18 protein-coding genes are annotated in these 18,326 nt (G+C 38.7%); 5 read left to right on the forward strand and 13 right to left on the reverse strand.

Annotated features, from left to right (window positions below):
• Positions 1–13 precede the first annotated feature (13 nt).
• The 3 genes from G3I01_RS10115 to G3I01_RS10125 are packed head-to-tail and all read left to right on the forward strand — an operon-like array spanning position 14 to position 2,920.
• Positions 14–1,987: a LysM peptidoglycan-binding domain-containing protein gene (locus tag G3I01_RS10115; protein WP_219547477.1), complete on the forward strand. Its 1,974-nt coding sequence runs from the start codon at positions 14–16 to the stop codon at positions 1,985–1,987.
• A complete protein-coding gene (locus G3I01_RS10120) occupies positions 1,977–2,378 on the forward strand; it encodes an OsmC family protein (protein ID WP_219547479.1) in 402 nt (133 codons plus the stop codon). The genes G3I01_RS10115 and G3I01_RS10120 overlap by 11 nt, the downstream gene beginning before the upstream one ends.
• Positions 2,375–2,920 carry a DUF922 domain-containing protein gene (locus G3I01_RS10125; protein ID WP_219547481.1) on the forward strand — a complete coding sequence of 182 codons (546 nt, stop codon included), beginning with the start codon at positions 2,375–2,377 and terminating at the stop codon, positions 2,918–2,920. The genes G3I01_RS10120 and G3I01_RS10125 overlap by 4 nt, the downstream gene beginning before the upstream one ends.
• On the opposite strand, the gene G3I01_RS10130 is transcribed toward G3I01_RS10125, so the two are convergent.
• The 4 genes from G3I01_RS10130 to G3I01_RS10145 all read right to left on the reverse strand — a co-directional run bounded on the left by G3I01_RS10130 (position 2,917) and on the right by G3I01_RS10145 (position 6,430).
• Entirely contained in the window at positions 2,917–3,864 is a 948-nt protein-coding gene (locus G3I01_RS10130; RefSeq protein WP_219547483.1) for a nitronate monooxygenase, read from the reverse strand. The genes G3I01_RS10125 and G3I01_RS10130 overlap by 4 nt on opposite strands.
• A gap of 164 nt (positions 3,865–4,028) precedes the next feature.
• The gene (mnmA, locus tag G3I01_RS10135; RefSeq protein WP_219547485.1) at positions 4,029–5,216 is read right to left on the reverse strand and encodes a tRNA 2-thiouridine(34) synthase MnmA; all 1,188 of its coding nucleotides are present in this window, start codon (positions 5,214–5,216) and stop codon (positions 4,029–4,031) included.
• A 114-nt stretch (positions 5,217–5,330) separates the two neighbouring features.
• Complete coding sequence (locus G3I01_RS10140) at positions 5,331–5,729, reverse strand: lipocalin family protein (protein ID WP_219547487.1); 399 nt, start codon at positions 5,727–5,729, stop codon at positions 5,331–5,333.
• A 35-nt stretch (positions 5,730–5,764) separates the two neighbouring features.
• Positions 5,765–6,430, reverse strand: a complete 666-nt coding sequence (locus G3I01_RS10145) for an aspartic peptidase (protein WP_219547489.1) — start codon at positions 6,428–6,430, stop codon at positions 5,765–5,767.
• Positions 6,431–6,518: 88 nt separating this feature from the next.
• On the opposite strand from G3I01_RS10145, the gene G3I01_RS10150 reads away from it, so the two are divergent.
• Complete coding sequence (locus tag G3I01_RS10150) at positions 6,519–7,541, forward strand: fasciclin domain-containing protein (RefSeq protein WP_219547491.1); 1,023 nt, start codon at positions 6,519–6,521, stop codon at positions 7,539–7,541.
• A gap of 246 nt (positions 7,542–7,787) precedes the next feature.
• Here G3I01_RS10150 and yidC read toward each other — a convergent pair whose 3' ends face one another.
• The 6 genes from yidC to G3I01_RS10180 form a co-directional block, all read right to left on the reverse strand.
• A complete protein-coding gene (gene yidC / locus G3I01_RS10155; RefSeq protein ID WP_219547493.1) occupies positions 7,788–9,641 on the reverse strand; it encodes a membrane protein insertase YidC in 1,854 nt (617 codons plus the stop codon).
• 46 nt (positions 9,642–9,687) lie between these two features.
• The gene (locus G3I01_RS10160) at positions 9,688–11,328 is read right to left on the reverse strand and encodes a CTP synthase (protein ID WP_219547495.1); all 1,641 of its coding nucleotides are present in this window, start codon (positions 11,326–11,328) and stop codon (positions 9,688–9,690) included.
• Between the two features lie 112 nt (positions 11,329–11,440).
• Positions 11,441–11,632 (reverse strand): DUF3820 family protein, encoded by a 192-nt coding sequence (locus tag G3I01_RS10165; RefSeq protein ID WP_108172966.1) that lies wholly within the window; start codon positions 11,630–11,632, stop codon positions 11,441–11,443.
• Between the two features lie 25 nt (positions 11,633–11,657).
• Complete coding sequence (locus G3I01_RS10170) at positions 11,658–12,050, reverse strand: response regulator (protein ID WP_219547497.1); 393 nt, start codon at positions 12,048–12,050, stop codon at positions 11,658–11,660.
• The gene (locus tag G3I01_RS10175) at positions 12,047–12,916 is read right to left on the reverse strand and encodes a histidine kinase (RefSeq protein WP_219547499.1); all 870 of its coding nucleotides are present in this window, start codon (positions 12,914–12,916) and stop codon (positions 12,047–12,049) included. Before G3I01_RS10175 ends, G3I01_RS10170 begins: the two co-directional genes overlap by 4 nt.
• Positions 12,917–12,934: 18 nt before the next feature.
• Complete coding sequence (locus G3I01_RS10180) at positions 12,935–13,522, reverse strand: carboxymuconolactone decarboxylase family protein (protein WP_219547501.1); 588 nt, start codon at positions 13,520–13,522, stop codon at positions 12,935–12,937.
• A gap of 235 nt (positions 13,523–13,757) precedes the next feature.
• Here G3I01_RS10180 and G3I01_RS10185 point away from each other — a divergent pair, with 235 nt between their 5' ends.
• The gene (locus G3I01_RS10185; protein WP_219547503.1) at positions 13,758–15,293 is read left to right on the forward strand and encodes a GH3 auxin-responsive promoter family protein; all 1,536 of its coding nucleotides are present in this window, start codon (positions 13,758–13,760) and stop codon (positions 15,291–15,293) included.
• On the opposite strand, the gene G3I01_RS10190 is transcribed toward G3I01_RS10185, so the two are convergent.
• The 3 genes from G3I01_RS10190 to G3I01_RS10200 form a co-directional block, all read right to left on the reverse strand.
• Positions 15,290–15,862 (reverse strand): hypothetical protein, encoded by a 573-nt coding sequence (locus tag G3I01_RS10190; RefSeq protein ID WP_219547505.1) that lies wholly within the window; start codon positions 15,860–15,862, stop codon positions 15,290–15,292. The genes G3I01_RS10185 and G3I01_RS10190 overlap by 4 nt on opposite strands.
• A 233-nt stretch (positions 15,863–16,095) precedes the next feature.
• Positions 16,096–16,563 (reverse strand): DUF4168 domain-containing protein, encoded by a 468-nt coding sequence (locus G3I01_RS10195; protein WP_219547507.1) that lies wholly within the window; start codon positions 16,561–16,563, stop codon positions 16,096–16,098.
• Positions 16,564–17,109: 546 nt separating this feature from the next.
• Positions 17,110–18,297 carry an MFS transporter gene (locus G3I01_RS10200; RefSeq protein ID WP_219547509.1) on the reverse strand — a complete coding sequence of 396 codons (1,188 nt, stop codon included), beginning with the start codon at positions 18,295–18,297 and terminating at the stop codon, positions 17,110–17,112.
• Between the last annotated feature and the right edge of the window lie 29 nt (positions 18,298–18,326).

The raw sequence follows: 18,326 nt of genomic DNA on the forward strand, positions 1-18,326 counted from the left end.
TAAATCGATCATAATGAAGTACCTATTTGTAATATGCTTTCTTTTTCAATTTTATGCGACTTCGGCAAATGCCCAGTCCTATAAATATCATACTGTAAAAAAAGGGGAAACCGTTTTCAGTATCTCTCAAACCTATAGTATAGATGAGGAAGATATTTACAAATACAATCCGGAAGCTAAAGAGGGGATAGGAGTGAACGAAAAACTCGTTATCCCTGTAGATGCGACTAAATCTGAAGCTAAGACTGAAAGTTCAGTGCAGTTTATAGACCATAAGGTTAAGAAAAAGGAAACCCTTTATAGCCTGTCTAAAGAATACAATGTAACCGTTGATGATATCAAGAGGTATAATAAGCAGCTTTATTCAAAAGAGTTGCAGATGGGCGAAACCATTAGAATACCTCAGGGTGGTGCAGCTCCGGCGGCTACTAATAATTCGATAATTGCTGATAATACTCCTAAACCTGCACCTGTTTCAAAACCTCAGGAATCCCAGGCAAAAACACGTGAACACATCGTTCTTCCTAAGGAGACCAAATACGGGATCGCGAGAAAATACGGGATGACCGTGAAAGAACTTGAGTCTATTAATCCACGGGTAGAAACTTTGCAGCCGGGAATGATGATAAGAGTAGGTACAGATGTTCTTGAAGACGAGCCTGTGATCATCACAGATGACCGTTTCAGATTCTATGAGGTGAAACCACAGGAAACACTATTCAGTCTAACCAGAAGATTTGGTGTTAGTATAGATTCACTGAAACAACTGAATCCTGCCTTAAAAGACGGACTTAAATTCGGGATGGTATTAAAAGTTCCGGAGAATCCAGATGGTGAAAATATTGATGATGATAGTTATACCGGTACAGGCGAATATGCCAATACCAAAATGGATCTTAGTAGTTCTATAAATAACCGCAGTACCAAAGAGATCGTTCTTATGCTGCCTTACCACCTTAATAAGATTGAGGAGGATTCTATAGAAACCTATCGCAATTCTATTATGAATGAAAGGGTGGTTAGAATTTCCCTTGATTTTTATAGTGGAGTTCTTATGGCGATAGATAAAGCAAAATCGATGGGCATCTCTACCAATTTGAAGGTTTATGACACCAGGCAGAATGCATCTGATGTTGCAAATGTTATTAATACGAACGATTTTAGCAATGTAGATGCCGTGATTGGTCCATTACTACAAGGTCCTACCGAGGCAGCGGCGGCCAGACTGGAGAATAAGAATGTTCCGGTGATCAATCCGCTTTCCAACCGAAGCATGAGAGGTTATCAGAACCTTTTTCAATCGGTTCCTACAGATGAATTCATGAAAAATGCAATGCTGGATTTTATTTCGAGAAATTCTGCTGGTAAGAATATTATAATTATTGCTGATGGAAAGGCTTTCCAGATAAAGAGTGAACTAAATAGCATTCTACCATCTGCGAGAACGGTAAGCCCTACAGATAATTATGTTTCTGAAGAAGCTCTTACCAATATGATGACCTCAGGACCTAACCTGGTAATCCTGGAATCAGACAATATCAATGTAGTGAGCAGTGCAACTTCAGCTTTGAACAGGTTGGCGCGAAATCACGATATCACTCTTCTTACAACTAATAAGACCAGTGCATTTGAAAATGATATCATATCTAATAATCACCTTGGGAATCTAAAATTTCACTATCCTTCTGTAGATAAAGAATACGATAATACGGCCACAGAGAATTTTAATGAGAAGTACCTGGAAAGATTCAATATTGAACCAAATAGGTACGCTCTTAGAGGTTATGATCTTACACTTGATGTTCTTTTGAGACTGGCTTCGGCAGATGATCTTTACGATTCTTTTGAAAGATATCCTGGTTTTACCGAGTATTACGAAAGTAAATTTCATTATATGCCTAATCCAAATGGAGGATTCACCAATGATGCGATCTATCTTTTGAAAATTAATAAGGACCTAACTATAAGCGAAGCCAATGACCTCTAAAGTAAAATACCTAGGTGGTTTAAGAACAGAGTCTGAGCACCTGCAAAGTGGTTCTAAAATGATCACAGATGCGCCGGTGGATAATCATGGCAAGGGCCAGGCTTTTTCACCAACAGATACGGTCGCCAATGCTCTGGCCACCTGTATGCTAACCGTTATGGGGATCAAAGCTGAATCTCTAGGGGTAAATATGGACGGAGCTTCTGCCGAGGTAACTAAAACCATGGCAGCAGATCCTCGAAGGATCTCCAGAATTGATGTGAATATACTTTTTCCTGAAACTTACGGCGAAAAGGAGACAAAGATCCTTGAAAACACTGGAAGAACCTGCCCAGTGCTTGAAAGTTTACATCCAGATATCGAGAAGAATATCTCTTTTAAATATTCATGAAAAGTACCGGGCTTTTAATCTGCTATCTTTTTTTCTTTAGAGCAATATGGGCTCAGGAACAAGAGAAGATCAAGTGGCAGCAGGAAAGGCAACTCACCTGGCAGGATTTTAAAGCTGAACCTGATACTACTTTATCATATTCCGCAAATACGAATTCAGGGATAAGCTATACCTGGAATTATAGCACGGCAACAGGAGTTCCTATTCTGGAACATGAGGTTTTCACCAATTTTTATCCAGGGCGTTCATGGGTGCAGGAAGATATAAATGAAAGGGATTATTTGCTAGGTCATGAGCAATTGCATTTTGATATTTCTGAATTGCATGCTCGTAAGCTTAGAAAAGCTTTAGCTGAATATGAAATTGGCAGAAATATTCGGCAGGATCTGAAACGTATTTATAATCGTATAGAATCTGAACGCGTTGAAATGCAGAATAGATTCGACAAGGAAACTTCCCACAGCGAAAATAGAGATGCTGAAATGAAGTGGCGTGAATTTGTTAGTTTAGAACTAAAGAAGCTGGAAAATTATTCCAGTTAAAGCTCAGCAACTTCTTTTTTAGCTGCTTCAAATTCGGTTATCATTTCATTTACAATTTCAGCGGCCGGTTTGATCTCATGAATGAGTCCTGATATTTGTCCTATTTCAAGTTCCCCTTCTTCAAGATCACCTTCAAACATTCCTTTTTTTGCGCGTGCTCTTCCTAATAATTCAATAAGTTCTTCCTTGCTTGGGGCTTTGGAATATAGGTTTTGCACATCCTCATAAAATTTATTTTTCAGCAATCTAACCGGAGCAAGTTCTTTCAGTGTTAAAACAGTATCTCCTTCTTTTGCTTTCACCACCATTTCCTTGAAATTTTTATGCGAAGATGCTTCAGGAGTGGCCACAAATCGGCTGCCTACCTGTACTGCATCTGCACCAAGGACCATTGCCGCCAGCATTCCTCTTCCGGTTGCTATTCCACCTGCAGCGATTAAAGGAATGGATATCTTTTCCTTTACCATCGGGATTAGGGTGAAGGTAGTGGTCTCATCGCGCCCGTTATGGCCACCAGCTTCAAAACCTTCGGCAACTACAGCATCTACACCAGCCTCTTCAGATTTCATTGCGAATTTCACACTGCTCACTACATGTACTACCTTTGTTCCATGATCCTGTAGATGTTTAGTCCATGTTTTCGGGTTTCCGGCAGAAGTGAATACGATCTTTACTCCTTCTTCAATAATGATCTCCATGATCTTATCGATCTCTGGATAGAGCATAGGAACATTCACCGCAAATGGTTTATCTGTTGCTTTTTTACATTTCTGAATATGCTCTCTAAGAACGTCGGGATACATAGATCCCGAGCCAATAATTCCCAGTCCGCCGGCATTTGATACCGCGCTCGCCAGTTTCCAGCCACTAGCCCAGATCATTCCTGCCTGGATCAAAGGATATTCTATATTAAAAAGTTGTGTGATCTTATTGTTGGTAGCCATTATTTAAAAGGATATAAGTGTTTCCTGAATAATTTTATTCAAACATAATAATATAAATCCCGCCGGAAAAGCCGGCAGGATCTATTTATATAAGAATTCGATTTTTTGAAAATTTATTGAGGTGCTGGTAAAGATTCAGCCTCTCGGTATTTATGAAGATCTAGTTAAGAAATTACACCAGATCCTAACAGCTCTTCGTTTTTATACCAGGCCACGAACTGACCTTCGGTAATGGACGCCTGAGGTTCTTCAAAGATCACATACATCCCATTTTCTGTCTGGTAAAGAGTTGCATCCTGTAATGGCTGGCGATACCTTATCCTTGCTTTAACCTTAAGTTCTTCGCCATTTTCAATGGCCAGATCCCTGCGCACCCAATGAACTTCATCCTGGGAAATAAAAAGTCCTTGACGATAAATTCCCGGATGATCCTTACCCTGGCCGGTATAGATCACGTTCTCATCAACGTCTGTATCTATCACGAACAAAGGTTCAGGGGTTCCGCCAACAGCGAGGCCCTTTCTCTGGCCCTTGGTGAAATAATGTGCACCCTGGTGTTTACCCACTATTTTCCCGTCTTCCAACTGATAGTTGAATTTTTTAGAAAGATATTTTAACTGAGCGATCTGGTTATTAAAACTGGCATCATCCTCAGCATACGTATCATGATCTGCCGGAACTTCAACAATAACACCTTCCTTCGGTTTTAATTTCTGTTGAAGAAAGTCGGGTAATCGTACTTTACCTATAAAGCAAAGTCCCTGAGAATCTTTCTTTTCAGCCGTTACCAGGTCCTGTTCTGCAGCGATCTTTCTAACTTCAGATTTTTGTAATTCGCCAATAGGGAAGAGAGTTTTAGAAAGTTGTTCCTGGGTTAACTGGCAAAGAAAATAGGATTGGTCCTTATTATTGTCTTTTCCAGATAAAAGCTGGTAAACCGTTTCATTATCCTTTTTGAATTCTGCTTTTCGGCAATAATGACCGGTTGCCACGTAATCTGCCCCGAGCGATAAAGCGATCTTCATGAAAACGTCGAATTTGATCTCACGATTACAAAGTACATCGGGATTTGGAGTCCGACCTTTCTCATACTCATTAAACATATAATCTACGATACGTTCCTTGTACTGCTCGCTAAGGTCAACTGTTTGAAAAGGAATACCTAATTTATCGGCAACCATCATGGCGTCGTTACTATCATCCAGCCAGGGACATTCATCAGAGATGGTTACTGAATCGTCGTGCCAGTTCTTCATGAACAGCCCAATCACTTCATAACCCTGCTCTTTTAAAAGATAGGCTGAAACACTTGAATCTACACCTCCGGACAAACCGACTACAACTTTTTTCATTCTGGATTTTTTATTCATTTGCTATGACCGATGTAAGAGTCGGATTAGCGCGCACAAAATTACGAAATAAAAAAAGGTGGCGAAAGCCACCTTTAAATTCGATTTAAAAACCTTTTAATTTCTTTCAAAGGTAAGGCTTGAAGTTGGCAGATCATTCGGAGTAAATGTAAACCTGTTTTCATTACTAAAAGTTACCGTCCCATCTACTGGTTCATCAAAACCTGGTATTTCAATTGTGTATTGTGAGCCGGAAGAATTACTCCACGAACCACTGTCAGTATTTGCCACGCATTGTTCCTGAACCTCTGAATAGAAGGTAGAAGAAGCTGTATTATCCGCATTAAAAGTTATGGTAGATTGCCCGGTGCACTCATCAACAGTGAAGCCAGGTACATTGGTAGCGGCTGCAAGTCTCCAGGTTCCAACAATATTTCCTTCTGTACCTGAATCATCATCGTCGCTACAGGCGGTGAATAAACTTATTGATAATAGTAAGATTAAGAGCTTTTTCATAAGTAGATATTTTAGTTATTCAAATATATTCAATTTTAATAATCTTCCTCGCTTTCTAGTTCTCCGTCTTTATAATATTTCCAATGCCCAGATTTACTGCCTTCGGAATAAGAACCTTCCATGATCTTTTCACCTTTTGCGGTATAATATTCTGCCGGGCCATGTAATTGGCCGTCCTTATATTTCAGTTTTTTAGTGATCTGGCTGTTATCTGCATAAATAATGCTTTCTCCGTGCTTTTCTCCTTTTATATATTCGGTTTTCTCTGCAAGCTTCCCGTTTTTAAAGTAAGTTTTTTGAAAACCATTTAGTGTGTCGTTCTTATAATCCTCGGTCATCATGATACTATCTGATTCCTGATGAAAGTAAACCCATTTCCCTTCACGTTTTTTGTCCAGCATCTTTCCTTCACTAATTGGAGCACCCTTCTGGGTGTAATAAGTTACCTGAACTGAGTCTTTTCCTTCTACAAAATTCATGATTGCAGCCGGATGATCATAATATCCTTTTTTGTAGAATTTAAATTTTCCAGTTTCTTTTCCATGCTCGAATTTCCCTTCAAATTTAGGGTTAGAAGTACCTTCAAAATCTACTTTCCAGGTGCCATGACGACGTCCTTCGGCGTCAAACTGGTTTTCTTGCCCTATACAAATAGCTGATAAATAGAGTGATATGATTAAAAAAAATTGATGTTTATTCATTTTTAACAAAGATTAAACAGAATTATAGGTATTTTGGTTCTACTTTTACACAAAGTCAAAAGCTAATCAATAACTAAAACTTAGAATTATGAATTTTATTTTAAAAAATGCGAAGTTAAGTATTCTTGCACTTATTATTTGCTTCGGATTCACAGCTTGTGATGAAGACGACGATTTCCAATTTGATGATGACGTGACGGTAGATCCGGGACCAGATCCTGCTGATGATACTCCGGTGGAATCTAACACGATCATTGATTATTTGAATGCGAACGACGATTATTCTTCACTAGCTGCGGCTATCGAAGCAGCAGGTCTTACTGCAACATTAGATGGAGATACTGAATATACCTTATTTGCTCCAGACAACGATGCATTCCAGGCACTGCTTGATTCAAATGACGACTGGACAGAATTAGGTGATATACCTACAGACGTATTAACCTTAGTGCTAATGAACCATGTACGAACAGGAAGCGTTATGTCTACAGATCTTTCAACCGGGTATATTACTAGTTTAGCTGAAGCTGGACCTGATGGTGAGGCCGTTAGCCTTTACGTTAATACAGATGATGGAGTAACGCTTAATGGTATGAGTACTGTTACTACTGCAGATACTGAAGTAGATAATGGAGTAATTCATGCTGTAGACGCGGTAATTGGACTTCCAGATGTAACTACGTTTGCAACTGCAGATCCAACATTCTCGATCCTTGTGGAAGCTTTGACCAGAGAAGATTCTTATACATTTATTGAAACTCTTCAGGGTGAAGGACCATATACAGTATTTGCTCCAACCGATGATGCTTTTGCTGCTTTACTTGAAGAATTGGAAGTAGAAGGACTTGGAGATATTGATGCAGATCTGTTAGCAGACGTACTTTCTTACCATGTAGTTACCGGAGATAATGTAACTTCAGATGAATTGTCAGATGGAATGGAGGTAACCACTTTCCTTGAAGAAGACTTTACTATTAATGTTGCGGAAGATGAAACTGTTACCATTACCGATGTTAATGAAAGAGTTTCAACCGTAGTTGCTGCAGATGTTCAGGCTACTAACGGTGTAATTCATGCAATCGATATGGTATTATTGCCAACATTAGAATAATATAGCTTATTAATGTTTTGTTTATTTGTTTGAATAGAAAGGCCTCTGAATTATCAGAGGCTTTTTCTTTTTAACCATTATTGAAGTTCCAGATCTATTTCTTAACACAGATCTTTGGTATTATTTGATCAAAACTCTGATATATACATTGAACTAGTTATTCAGTATAATTGAAGGTTTGGATCCTTGCCATAAAAAAAAGGCCTCTGTAAAACAGGGCCTTTTCTTTATTATTGGAAAACGTAGTTAGCGTTTCTGTTTCTTTTGTTGTTCTTCTGCCTGTTCCATCATCTCCTGGAACTTTTTAGTGAACCTGTTCTGTTTTTTAGGTTTCTTTTTGTTCTCCTGGATCTTGGCATGGATCTTATCTTCATCGATGATCGCATATTTAATTACCAGCATGATACCTATTGTAATAAGGTTGGATGTAAAGTAATAAAGCGATAATCCACTCGCGTAATTATTGAAGAATATCAACATAATAAGTGGAGAAAGATACATAAGGAACTTCATGTTAGGCATTCCAGGCTGTTGGCTGGCCTGCATATTCTGTCCTGTGGTCATCATCATATAAATGAATATGGCGATAGAAGCAAGGATAGGAAATAAACTAACGTGATCACCGTAAAATGGAATAGTGAACGGTAGTTGAGCTATTGTATCATAACTTGAAAGGTCATCTGCCCATAGGAAACTTTTCTGTCTTAGCTGAAAAGCACTTGGGAAGAACTGGAATAATGCATAGAATACCGGGATCTGCATCAATGCAGGTAAACATCCACTCATAGGGCTGGCTCCCGCCTTGCTATAAAGCTTCATAGTTTCCTGTTGCTTCTTCATAGCATTATCCTTATACTTCTCGTTTAGCTCATTGATCTCAGGTCTAAGGATTTTCATCTTAGCTTGAGATAGATAGGATTTGTATGTTACCGGGGATAAAACGATTCTTACCACGATAGTCATAGCGATGATCGCCAGGCCGTAACTTGGAAGTACTCCGGCTAAAAACGCAAAGAATGGTATGAAAAGATATTTATTGATCCAACCAAAGATTCCCCATCCAAGAGGAATGATTTCGTCAAGGTTACGATCATAATCGTTCAGAATCTTATAGTCTGAAGGACCGTAGTACCAGTTCATACTATAATTAAGTTCTCCCGCTTTCAACTCCAATGGAATAGTAGAAGCAAAAGTTTTGGTAAAAACAGTATCTACCTCTTCATCCTCAACCAGATTTTCTACTTCAAAAGTACTTGTCTTAAATGGATTGTCTGTTAATAGAATAGAAGAAAAGAAATGCTGCCTGTAAGCGATATAAGAAATATTCTCCTCTTCTTCATCTCCACTGCTCACACTACCATCATCATCTCCATCATATTCATAGATAAGGTCTGTATACCTATTTTCATAAGAAATACTTTTTGCATGGCGATAACCTTTAAGTTTCCAATCCAGAACCGGAGTTTCAGCCGAGTTAAGAACACTAGTTAAACCTTGTGATCGAATGCTGAAATCCAACATATATTCGCCCGGGCGCATCGCATAGCGGTATTCCAGGTATTCATCTTCAGAAACCTTAAGTTTCATAGATAAGATTTGATTGCCGTTGCTTTCTGTAAGGGAAGGTTCAAAATAGAGATTTTCAGTATTCAGGGTTCTACCGTCTGTAGTACTGAAGGTCATATTCAAAGAAGCATTCCCGTCTTTAATAAGATGTACCGGGAGTGAGTCGTAGGTCTTGAAATTTTTAAGCCTGGCTTCCTCAATATAACCACCCTTATTGGAAATCTTTAGTTCTAGAACGTCGTTAGAAATAGTTGTGGTACCACCCTGTGCTGAAGTAAGAGTTTCAGAATAACCAAATGCTCCTAATCTACGCTGAGCGTCTGCTAATGAAGTAGAATCATTCTGTGCCGTTTTAGATTCCGGTTGATTATCTGGGGTTTGAGATTCCTGTGTGTTTTGTTGAACCTGTTCTGTTGTTGTTTCGTCTACAGCTTCAGTTTCATCAGGAGTGTTATTATAAAGCATCCATAAAAGGATACCTCCAATTAGAATAAATCCAATTATAGATTGAATATCTATTTTCTTTTCTTCCATTATTTAATTTTACTTAATCTTCCTTTGTCAAAAAAACGACCAATTGTTATTTCTGTGCCATCTTGGCATTTTTTTGTTTTACAGAATGTTCATGTGCAGCTTTCACAAATGACACAAAAAGAGGATGTGGGTTGGCCACAGTACTTTTATATTCCGGGTGATATTGCACCCCAACAAACCATGGATGATCTTTTAATTCTATGATCTCCACCAGACCGGTTTCGGGATTGATACCGGTACTTAGCATTCCGGCGTTCTCTAATTGTTCCTTGTATTTATTATTGTATTCGTAACGGTGACGATGGCGTTCCTTGATCTTATCGGTTCCGTAGACTTCATGAATGATTGAGCCCTCAGTAAGGTCACAATCCCATGAGCCTAAACGCATGGTTCCACCTTTATGGGTAACTTCTTTTTGAGCTTCCATAAGGTCAATCACAGGATGTTTGGTATCTGCATCCATTTCAGTAGAATTTGCTCCTTTTAATTGCAATACATTTCGGGCAAATTCAATCACAGCCATTTGCATACCAAGGCAAATTCCAAGGAATGGAAGGTCGTTTTCACGAGCATATCTTACCGCGTCGATCTTACCTTCAATTCCACGTTCACCAAATCCGGGAGCTACAAGAACCCCGTCAAGATGGCTTATTTTGTTATGAATGGTGCTGTCATTGATGAATTCTGAATGAATATATTCAACATTCACATAAACTTCATTTTCGGCACCGGCATGAATAAAGGATTCAAGTATAGATTTATAAGAATCCTGAAGCTCTACATATTTCCCGATAAGTCCTATATGAACTTCGGCTTTTGGATTTTTATGTCTTTTCAGGAATTGGTTCCATCTGTCCAGGTTAGGAGTAGAGTCATCTGGTAAGGCCAGTTTCTTCAATACCACCTTATCCAGGCCTTCTTCCAACATCATGTTAGGTACATCATAAATGGTAGGGGCATCGATGCTCTGGATTACCGCCTCCTGACGTACGTTACAGAATATAGCCAGCTTTCTTCGAATATCATCAGAAAGTTCGTGCTCTGTACGGCATACCAGGATATCGGCTTTTATACCACTTTCCATCAAAGTCTTTACACTGTGCTGGGTTGGTTTTGTTTTCAATTCACCTGCTGCAGAAAGATAAGGGACAAGAGTAAGGTGAATAACTAAAGCGTTATCATCTCCCAGTTCCCATTTCAATTGTCTTACGGCTTCGATGTAAGGTAAAGACTCAATATCACCCACGGTTCCTCCAATTTCAGTGATCACGATATCATAATCACCATTTTTTCCAAGGATCTGGATTCTTTCTTTTATTTCGTTCGTGATATGTGGAACAACCTGAACGGTTTTTCCAAGGAATTCTCCACGTCTTTCTTTTTCTATAACGCTCTGGTAAATCCTTCCCGTAGTTACATTGTTTGCCTGGGAAGTATTTACATTAAGAAAACGTTCGTAATGACCAAGATCCAGGTCTGTTTCAGCGCCATCTTCAGTTACATAACATTCTCCGTGCTCGTAGGGGTTTAGAGTTCCGGGATCAACATTTATATAGGGATCCAGTTTCTGAATAGTAGCTTTAAAGCCCCTTGCCTGCAATAACTTTGCTAAAGAAGCAGCAATGATCCCTTTTCCCAGGGAAGATGATACACCTCCTGTAACAAAAATATACTTGGTATCGGCCATTTTAATTCTAGTTTGTTGTGTTGTTTATTCAGGGCGCTAAATTACAAAGAAGAATAGAAAAAGCAGACAATTTAGAAAGCTAATATTAAGAGCTTTTTAACGATAGTAGAAGCTAGGATCTTGGGCGTGGATACCTTTTCCTGATCTGTCTCAGCAGGCCTTCCAGGCTGTTTATTTTCAATTCGAAAACCTGCTGCATCTGGTCGCCCAGTTTCCCGGGCGGGAAACCTTTTTGCCTGAACCATACATAATATGGCTCTGGTATATCTGAAAGATAATAGTCTTTATACTTACCAAAATGCATTTTAGCATAGGCAAGTTCAAGTAGTTTATTTGGATCTGGCTGCACTGATCTCAGGTAAGTTTATTAGTTCTGAAAGTTCGAGAAATTTCTTTTTATTCATGGGTTTTACCATGTATTTAATGACAGCTGGAAATTCCTGTGCTTTATCTATATCTATTTTGCTGGTGCTGGAAGTTAAAAGGATAACCTCATGCCTCATATTATTGGCTTGCATGGCATTCAAGAAATCCCAGCCGTTCATTAATGGCATGTTAAGATCCAAAAATATAAGGGCACCTTCATCATTTTTAAGTATGCGAAAAGCTTCTTCGGGATCTGTAAAATCAATAATTTCCCCGGTATAACCTTCCAGTTCAAGTAATTTTTTGGTGATAAAATTCGAGATAGGCTGGTCGTCTATCAAATAGATCTTCTTCATAGTTCAGCGGCCTTTAGTTCAATTAGCTCCCTGGATGCCATTTCTACAACTTCTTTTAATACCACATCCATTTCCCTGGCACTGGAAATGAGTTTCGGTACCAGCTCTGTCCGGCAGGTTTCATCGTCCATAAATTCGAAAAGTTCAATGATACCTTGTATCCTGGAAAGCGGTTCTCGCACATTGTGAGCATTTAATACCGAAATATGCAGGAGTTTTTCATTTTTCAACGCGATCTCGCTCGTTCTGGCTTTGATCGTTTCCTTTTGATTTAAAACGATCCTCTGGATCTCCTCATTTTTCTCCTTAATAGTATCATAGGCTTCAGAAAGGTTCTGGTTCTGGATGGCAAGTTGCCTTTTCAGATAGATCTCGCTGAATTTTGCCTGGATACAGTCTACCATTAATTTAAGTATATCCACATCACCTACAGAAAATGCTTTGTTTTGATCGGCGAGCAAAGATACTAATACTTTCCGTTCACTCTTATCAAAACACCAACCCCAAAGTACCGGGTCGTAAAGATCATTGAGGTCTACTTTATCTTTTACCAGTTTGTCTGGGATCTCATTGGTAATTAAAGGAATACCTTTTTTAAAAAGTTCATCTTCATAAGGAAAAAGCCTGGATTCACCTTTCAGGTCGAACCAGATCTTGTTCCCATATAATTCAAAAGTGAATAATTTACCACTCTGGAATATGGTCATCCTGATAATATGAAAATTAAGCAGATACTTTAAATGGGTCTTACAGACCTCTGCTACCTCTTCAAGGTTTGAACACCGGTTTACCTCATTGGCAAATTTTGAATATGCCTCATAAGTGATTCGGTATAGCTGAGGGCTATTTTGAGAAAGATTATGCATCTTAAATTAAGATCGGTCCTATTCAGGAGTTTCCAGTAGTTCGTTGTCGATCTTAATTCCAGAGACATCAGCAATGGTATTCAGCATATTTACCAGGTCTGCCTGGGCCATAAGTTCTTGAATCTCTCTTGCTGTAAATCCGGCCTTTTCGAGTTCAGAAAAATCTTCATCGGTTATTTCGGAATGTTCCAGGGCAGCCTTGGTCACAATTTGCACGGCGATCCTGTAACTAACAGGCATTGAAGGCGAGTTTAGACTTTGGGTAGCTCGAAAACCTTTTTCTTCAGAGATCATTGAACTCATACTGTCTGCAAAGATACCGTGGGCATGAGAACAGTAATTACAACCACGTTGCTTGGAAACATTATAAATGATCAATTGTTTCAGCACATTAGGTACCTGACCTTCCATCAGGGTATTTTTTAATTTGCTCCAGTTGCCTTTGAGCAAAATTGCATTATCTCCCTGGCATTTAAACCAATTGAGAACAAATGGTAACTGTAGAGTTTTTTTTGTGTCGTCATATATGGCCTTAACTTCTTCAGTAGCATCGTCGTAAGACACCATTTTATACCTTGACTGGGTTTGGGGTAAAGATTGATTCATATTAATATGTAGGATTCAGGTTAGATTTAGGTTTTTTCAGGGTGTAAATATTACAGTTATTATTCAGTTTTTAATATGAATAATTAGACTTTAACGAATAATATAGTAATTCTTACGAAGAAAAGTAATTTTGTAGGCTTTTTATTACAATTTATCGGAGTTAAATATTTGATAATCCCCACTGTTGCTCTAAAAGGTATTTCTAGATTTATCCTTTCAAATTCACTTACGCATTATGGCAATTTTCGGATCTATTATAAAAAGTATTATCGACCTAAAGGAAACGCTTACCCCGGAAGGAGAAGCTGTAAAAGACCAGGAAGAAGTGCTTATTGGCCTATTAAAAAAAGCAAAAGACACCGCTTTTGGGAAGCATTATAAGTTCGAAGAGATTTTGGAGTCTGATGATGTGCGAAAAACTTTTGCGGAAAGAGTGCCTTATTTCGATTATAATAAGATAGATAAGGAATGGTGGCACAAATACCACGATGGCGAAGAAAACGTGACCTGGCCAGGAAAACCACCTTATTTTGCACTTAGTTCCGGGACTACAGGCACAAGCAGTAAGAGAATTCCCGTAACCGAAGAAATGGTTGAGGCCATTAGAAAGGCAGGGATAAAACAGGTTAGTGCTTTGAGCAATTTTGACCTGCCGCCAGATTTCTTTGAAAAAGAGATCATGATGCTGGGAAGCTCAACAGACTTGCAAAAGGAAGGTGATCACCAGGAAGGTGAAATTAGCGGAATAAGCGCTAGCAGAATTCCGTTTTGGTTCCGTGGGTATTATAAGCCGGGGGAAGAAATTTCAAAAATAGATGAATGGGATGACCGTGTTCAGAAAATAGCTGAAAATGCTGAGAAATGGGATATTGGAGCACTTAGCGGGATTCCATCCTGGATGGAGCTTATGCTAAAAAAGGTCATTGAACATCACAACCTTAACCATATTCATGAAATATGGCCAAATCTACAGGTATATACCTCAGGAGGTGTCGCTTTTGAACCTTATGAGAAAAGTTTCAATGCATTATTGGGTAAACCGGTACAGGTTATCGATACTTACCTGGCTTCAGAAGGTTTTCTTGCCTTACAGGACAGGCCCGACACCCATTCCATGAAACTGATCACAGATAATGGAATTTATTTTGAGTTCGTACCGTTCAAACCAGATTATATTAATCAGGATGGCTCACTTACTGAAGATGCTCCTGTTATTCCACTGGATGAAGTTGAAGAAGAAAAAGATTATGTTCTTTTAATTTCAACGGTTAGCGGGGCATGGAGGTATTTGATCGGGGATACGATCAAGTTTACAGATAAATCGAAGTACGAGATCAGGATCACCGGAAGAACTAAATTTTTCCTGAACGTAGTGGGGTCTCAACTTTCTGTGAACAAAATGAATGATGCCGTACAGGAACTTGAGAATAAATTTGAGATCAGGATACCGGAATTTGTGGTGGCAGCGAAAAGGGGAGAAGATGGTGAATATTATCACTTCTGGTATTTGGGAACTGAAGACAAGGCAGAAGATGAAAAATTAGCCGAAGCCTTGGATGAAGCTTTGAAAAATGCTAATAAGAATTATAAGGTCGCGAGATCGAAAGCTCTAAAAGGCGTAAATGTTACGACCATCGATCCAAATATGTTCCACGAATGGAACGCGAAGAACAAGAAAAAAGGTGGTCAGGTTAAAATGGAAAAAGTGATGAACGAAGAAAAATTCGCTGAATGGGAAAAATTTATCAGCGAACAGAAGCCTGCTAATTAATCTTCATGACCGCTATCTATCAAGACCATGATCTCTTCAGGAGATAAATAAAGCTCCTGTATTCGATCTTTGTAACTGTCAGAAAGTTTTGAGTGATTAATGATAAAGTTCTTGGTGGCAATTATTTCTTCACCTAATCCGTGGTTTACCGCATAGGTGTCTGCTGCCTTTTCAGCCTCTCTTATATAATTCTTTGAAGTAAGATATTTCACGCCAAACCATATTAGATCTGCTGAAGATCTATCCCTGTAATCCATAATATGGCCCAGTTCGTGGCCAATCCATCCAATAAGCACTTCAGAAGGAACCGTGGTAATATCAAAAACTTCATCTTCTATGGTAAACTTCTGGTTGATGAAAACAATGTAACTCCTGTTTTTCCTGTTCTTAAACAGACTATTCACTTTAGGCTGAGCTTGCATAAAAGATTTTTTTATGTTCTTTTTGAACCTGAAATCGATAGGAGTATCCTTGAGTTCCGGGTAATGCGACAGTGCAATATAGACTTCTCTCCAAATAGTATCGGGTACAATCTTATTGCTAAATTCTAAACTATCTTTTTGTTGCATGGTTGATTGCTGGGCATAACAAGCAGGTAATGATATGAAAAAAAATATTAGGATAAAGTTTCTTTTTAATGTGCTTGTCATGTAATTCATATTATTTTCCAAATTACAACAAAATTGATGCCTTGGATATTTTCAAGTTTTAAAATAGACTTAAATTATGATGTTTAACTTTTAAATGAGAGGTATAAAAAAAGCAGGCAATTTGCCTGCTTTTTTCTGATATTAAATATATTCTAGCCTTTCAAAATCTCCTGTAGTCTCTGTTGCAATTCAACATCAGACCTTAGGGCCATTGCAAGTTGCTGATATCTTTCCATACTTAGATCACTTTCGGTGATCACTTCTTCCATTTTTTTCTGAAATTTTGGCTGAATCACTTCAATTTCAGCTACAACTGCATTATATTTTTCATCTTCTTCGCTAGTAGTTTCGATCTCTTTATTTGGATCCATTTTCGCCTGGTGAATTTCATTGAACCTCTGTAGTTCAAAATCTTCACTGGTCACTACCGCCATCATTTCTTTTTGAACCTGCTGGTTCATCATTCTCATTTCCTGAAAAACTTCTGCGAATTGAGCTAATTCAGCATCACTCACTTCTATTTTTTCCTGCTGTTGTTGTGGAATTGTTGTAGATTGAGCCGTAACAGAGGCCGTTCCTACTGCAAATACAAATAACAGACTACTAAAAAACTTCTTCATTCTTACTTCTTATTTTATGATTACAACCTTAAAGTGCGAAAACTATGCCTTAGACTTGAAATTCTTCTCCCTTTAAGAATCTAATCCCGATTCTTAATAAAGTTTTAACATGATAAGCCTTAAGGTTTAAGAATTCACAGGAATAATAAGACCAGAATCAATATTATCTTCCTATTTACTATCCCCAGGATTGCATTCTTTTGCCAGCCTGTCATTTTGTTCGTAGAACTGGCATATGGCTGGGGAAGTAATCACCATATTTTACCTGGTATCTTTTGCAGGAGTTGCGCTGCAGCATTGACCGGTTTCTATTTTACTGTCCCAGCATAGCAAACTTTTATATAACTGTTGATTCCACTGTTTACTCCAACCACACTGGTAGTTTCATCTACAGGATGATCTGTCGGTTAAGCTATAAACCTGAATTTCTCCCGAAGTTTTCCAAACCCGATGGTTTAAAGCGATATAATTTTCGGCGAGGCCAATTTTATGAACGGAAGTGGGAAAGGGGTCACAATGATAACCTGCCGGATATATCTCACAAACTTACTTATTTCCGCCTGGCTTATTACGGAAGAGGTAGATCAATCCCAAGACTGGTCCAAGTGCCAGAACTGTAAAGATAAGGGTTGGGGTAAACTGATTTATCAACGCATTTAGCAATTGAATACTGAAAATAGTAATGCTAAACCCTATACAGTTAACTATCGTTAAAGCCGTTCCCCGCGAATTGGCAGAGGTATTTTGTGCGACCAGGGTCGAGAATAACGGAGAATCTGCAACAACTACCAATCCCCAGAAAATGAGGAAGCTGATCAATATAATTTCGGAATCAATGAAGAAGATCAATGGTGAAATTAAACAACAAAGGCCAGATAGAAATAGTGCAGCTCCGGCTGTTATTTTAACGCCTATTTTTTCTGAAATATAACCACCCAGGACACAAGCCAAGCCGCCAAACCCGATAATCAGAAAAGAGATTAGGGATATGCTGAATTCGGCTGCTGGATGAAACTGTTTATAAAAGCCTAGTATTGCCGGTACGAAAGCCCAGAAGGCATAAAGCTCCCACATATGACCGAAATAACCAAAAGCAGCGGAACGAAAGTCTGTATTTTTAAAGATCTTGAAGATCAGGCTTAAATCAGGTTTTTGAAGACAGGTTCTAAAAGGGCCGTTAGGTACAAATGCCAATATCAGTATCCCTCCAAAAACTGCCAAGCCAGAAGTAAAATAGATAACCGATCTCCAATTCAGGTCAATACTACCCGAAATTTCTTTTAAAAGATGCGGGAAAGCCGTGCCGAGAACCAAAGCACCTACCAGGTAGCCAAGGGATCGTCCCAGGCCCTTATCAAAATAATCTGAAGCTATCTTCATTCCTACCGGATAAATTCCTGCCAGGCTAACACCTGTGAGGAACCTGAAGCCCAATAGACTTATGAAAATGTTGTTGTCTAATAGGATTCCGGCATTAAATATTGCTCCAAGAATGGCAGAAAAGAAGAATACTTTTGAAGGAGAAAACCTGTCTGAAATGGTTAAAAATGCGAAGCTTAAAGTTCCAAGTATAAACCCGAACTGGACAGCTGAAGTTAGATGTCCCAGGGCTTCGGTTTTTAATTGAAATTCGTTTACCAGATCAGGCATTACTGCGTTACCGGCAAACCAGAGTGAAGTACAGCAGAATTGTGCTATAACGATAACAGGTAATATCCTTGAAGTTTCTCTCAATTATAGATATACTTATAGGATATTACCTG

Origin of the sequence: Gramella sp. MT6, assembly GCF_019357415.1 — a bacterium.
Lineage (GTDB): Bacteria > Bacteroidota > Bacteroidia > Flavobacteriales > Flavobacteriaceae > Christiangramia.

Bases quoted from the DNA above. Each gene is read 5' to 3' on its own strand.
- G3I01_RS10115 (WP_219547477.1), top strand. From the start codon at position 14: ATGAAGTACCTATTTGTAATATGCTTTCTTTTTCAATTTTATGCGACT.
- G3I01_RS10120 (WP_219547479.1), top strand. From the start codon at position 1,977: ATGACCTCTAAAGTAAAATACCTAGGTGGTTTAAGAACAGAGTCTGAG.
- G3I01_RS10125 (WP_219547481.1), top strand. From the start codon at position 2,375: ATGAAAAGTACCGGGCTTTTAATCTGCTATCTTTTTTTCTTTAGAGCA.
- G3I01_RS10130 (WP_219547483.1), bottom strand. From the start codon at position 3,864: ATGGCTACCAACAATAAGATCACACAACTTTTTAATATAGAATATCCT.
- mnmA (WP_219547485.1), bottom strand. From the start codon at position 5,216: ATGAAAAAAGTTGTAGTCGGTTTGTCCGGAGGTGTAGATTCAAGTGTT.
- G3I01_RS10140 (WP_219547487.1), bottom strand. From the start codon at position 5,729: ATGAAAAAGCTCTTAATCTTACTATTATCAATAAGTTTATTCACCGCC.
- G3I01_RS10145 (WP_219547489.1), bottom strand. From the start codon at position 6,430: ATGAATAAACATCAATTTTTTTTAATCATATCACTCTATTTATCAGCT.
- G3I01_RS10150 (WP_219547491.1), top strand. From the start codon at position 6,519: ATGAATTTTATTTTAAAAAATGCGAAGTTAAGTATTCTTGCACTTATT.
- yidC (WP_219547493.1), bottom strand. From the start codon at position 9,641: ATGGAAGAAAAGAAAATAGATATTCAATCTATAATTGGATTTATTCTA.
- G3I01_RS10160 (WP_219547495.1), bottom strand. From the start codon at position 11,328: ATGGCCGATACCAAGTATATTTTTGTTACAGGAGGTGTATCATCTTCC.
- G3I01_RS10165 (WP_108172966.1), bottom strand. From the start codon at position 11,632: ATGCATTTTGGTAAGTATAAAGACTATTATCTTTCAGATATACCAGAG.
- G3I01_RS10170 (WP_219547497.1), bottom strand. From the start codon at position 12,050: ATGAAGAAGATCTATTTGATAGACGACCAGCCTATCTCGAATTTTATC.
- G3I01_RS10175 (WP_219547499.1), bottom strand. From the start codon at position 12,916: ATGCATAATCTTTCTCAAAATAGCCCTCAGCTATACCGAATCACTTAT.
- G3I01_RS10180 (WP_219547501.1), bottom strand. From the start codon at position 13,522: ATGAATCAATCTTTACCCCAAACCCAGTCAAGGTATAAAATGGTGTCT.
- G3I01_RS10185 (WP_219547503.1), top strand. From the start codon at position 13,758: ATGGCAATTTTCGGATCTATTATAAAAAGTATTATCGACCTAAAGGAA.
- G3I01_RS10190 (WP_219547505.1), bottom strand. From the start codon at position 15,862: ATGCAACAAAAAGATAGTTTAGAATTTAGCAATAAGATTGTACCCGAT.
- G3I01_RS10195 (WP_219547507.1), bottom strand. From the start codon at position 16,563: ATGAAGAAGTTTTTTAGTAGTCTGTTATTTGTATTTGCAGTAGGAACG.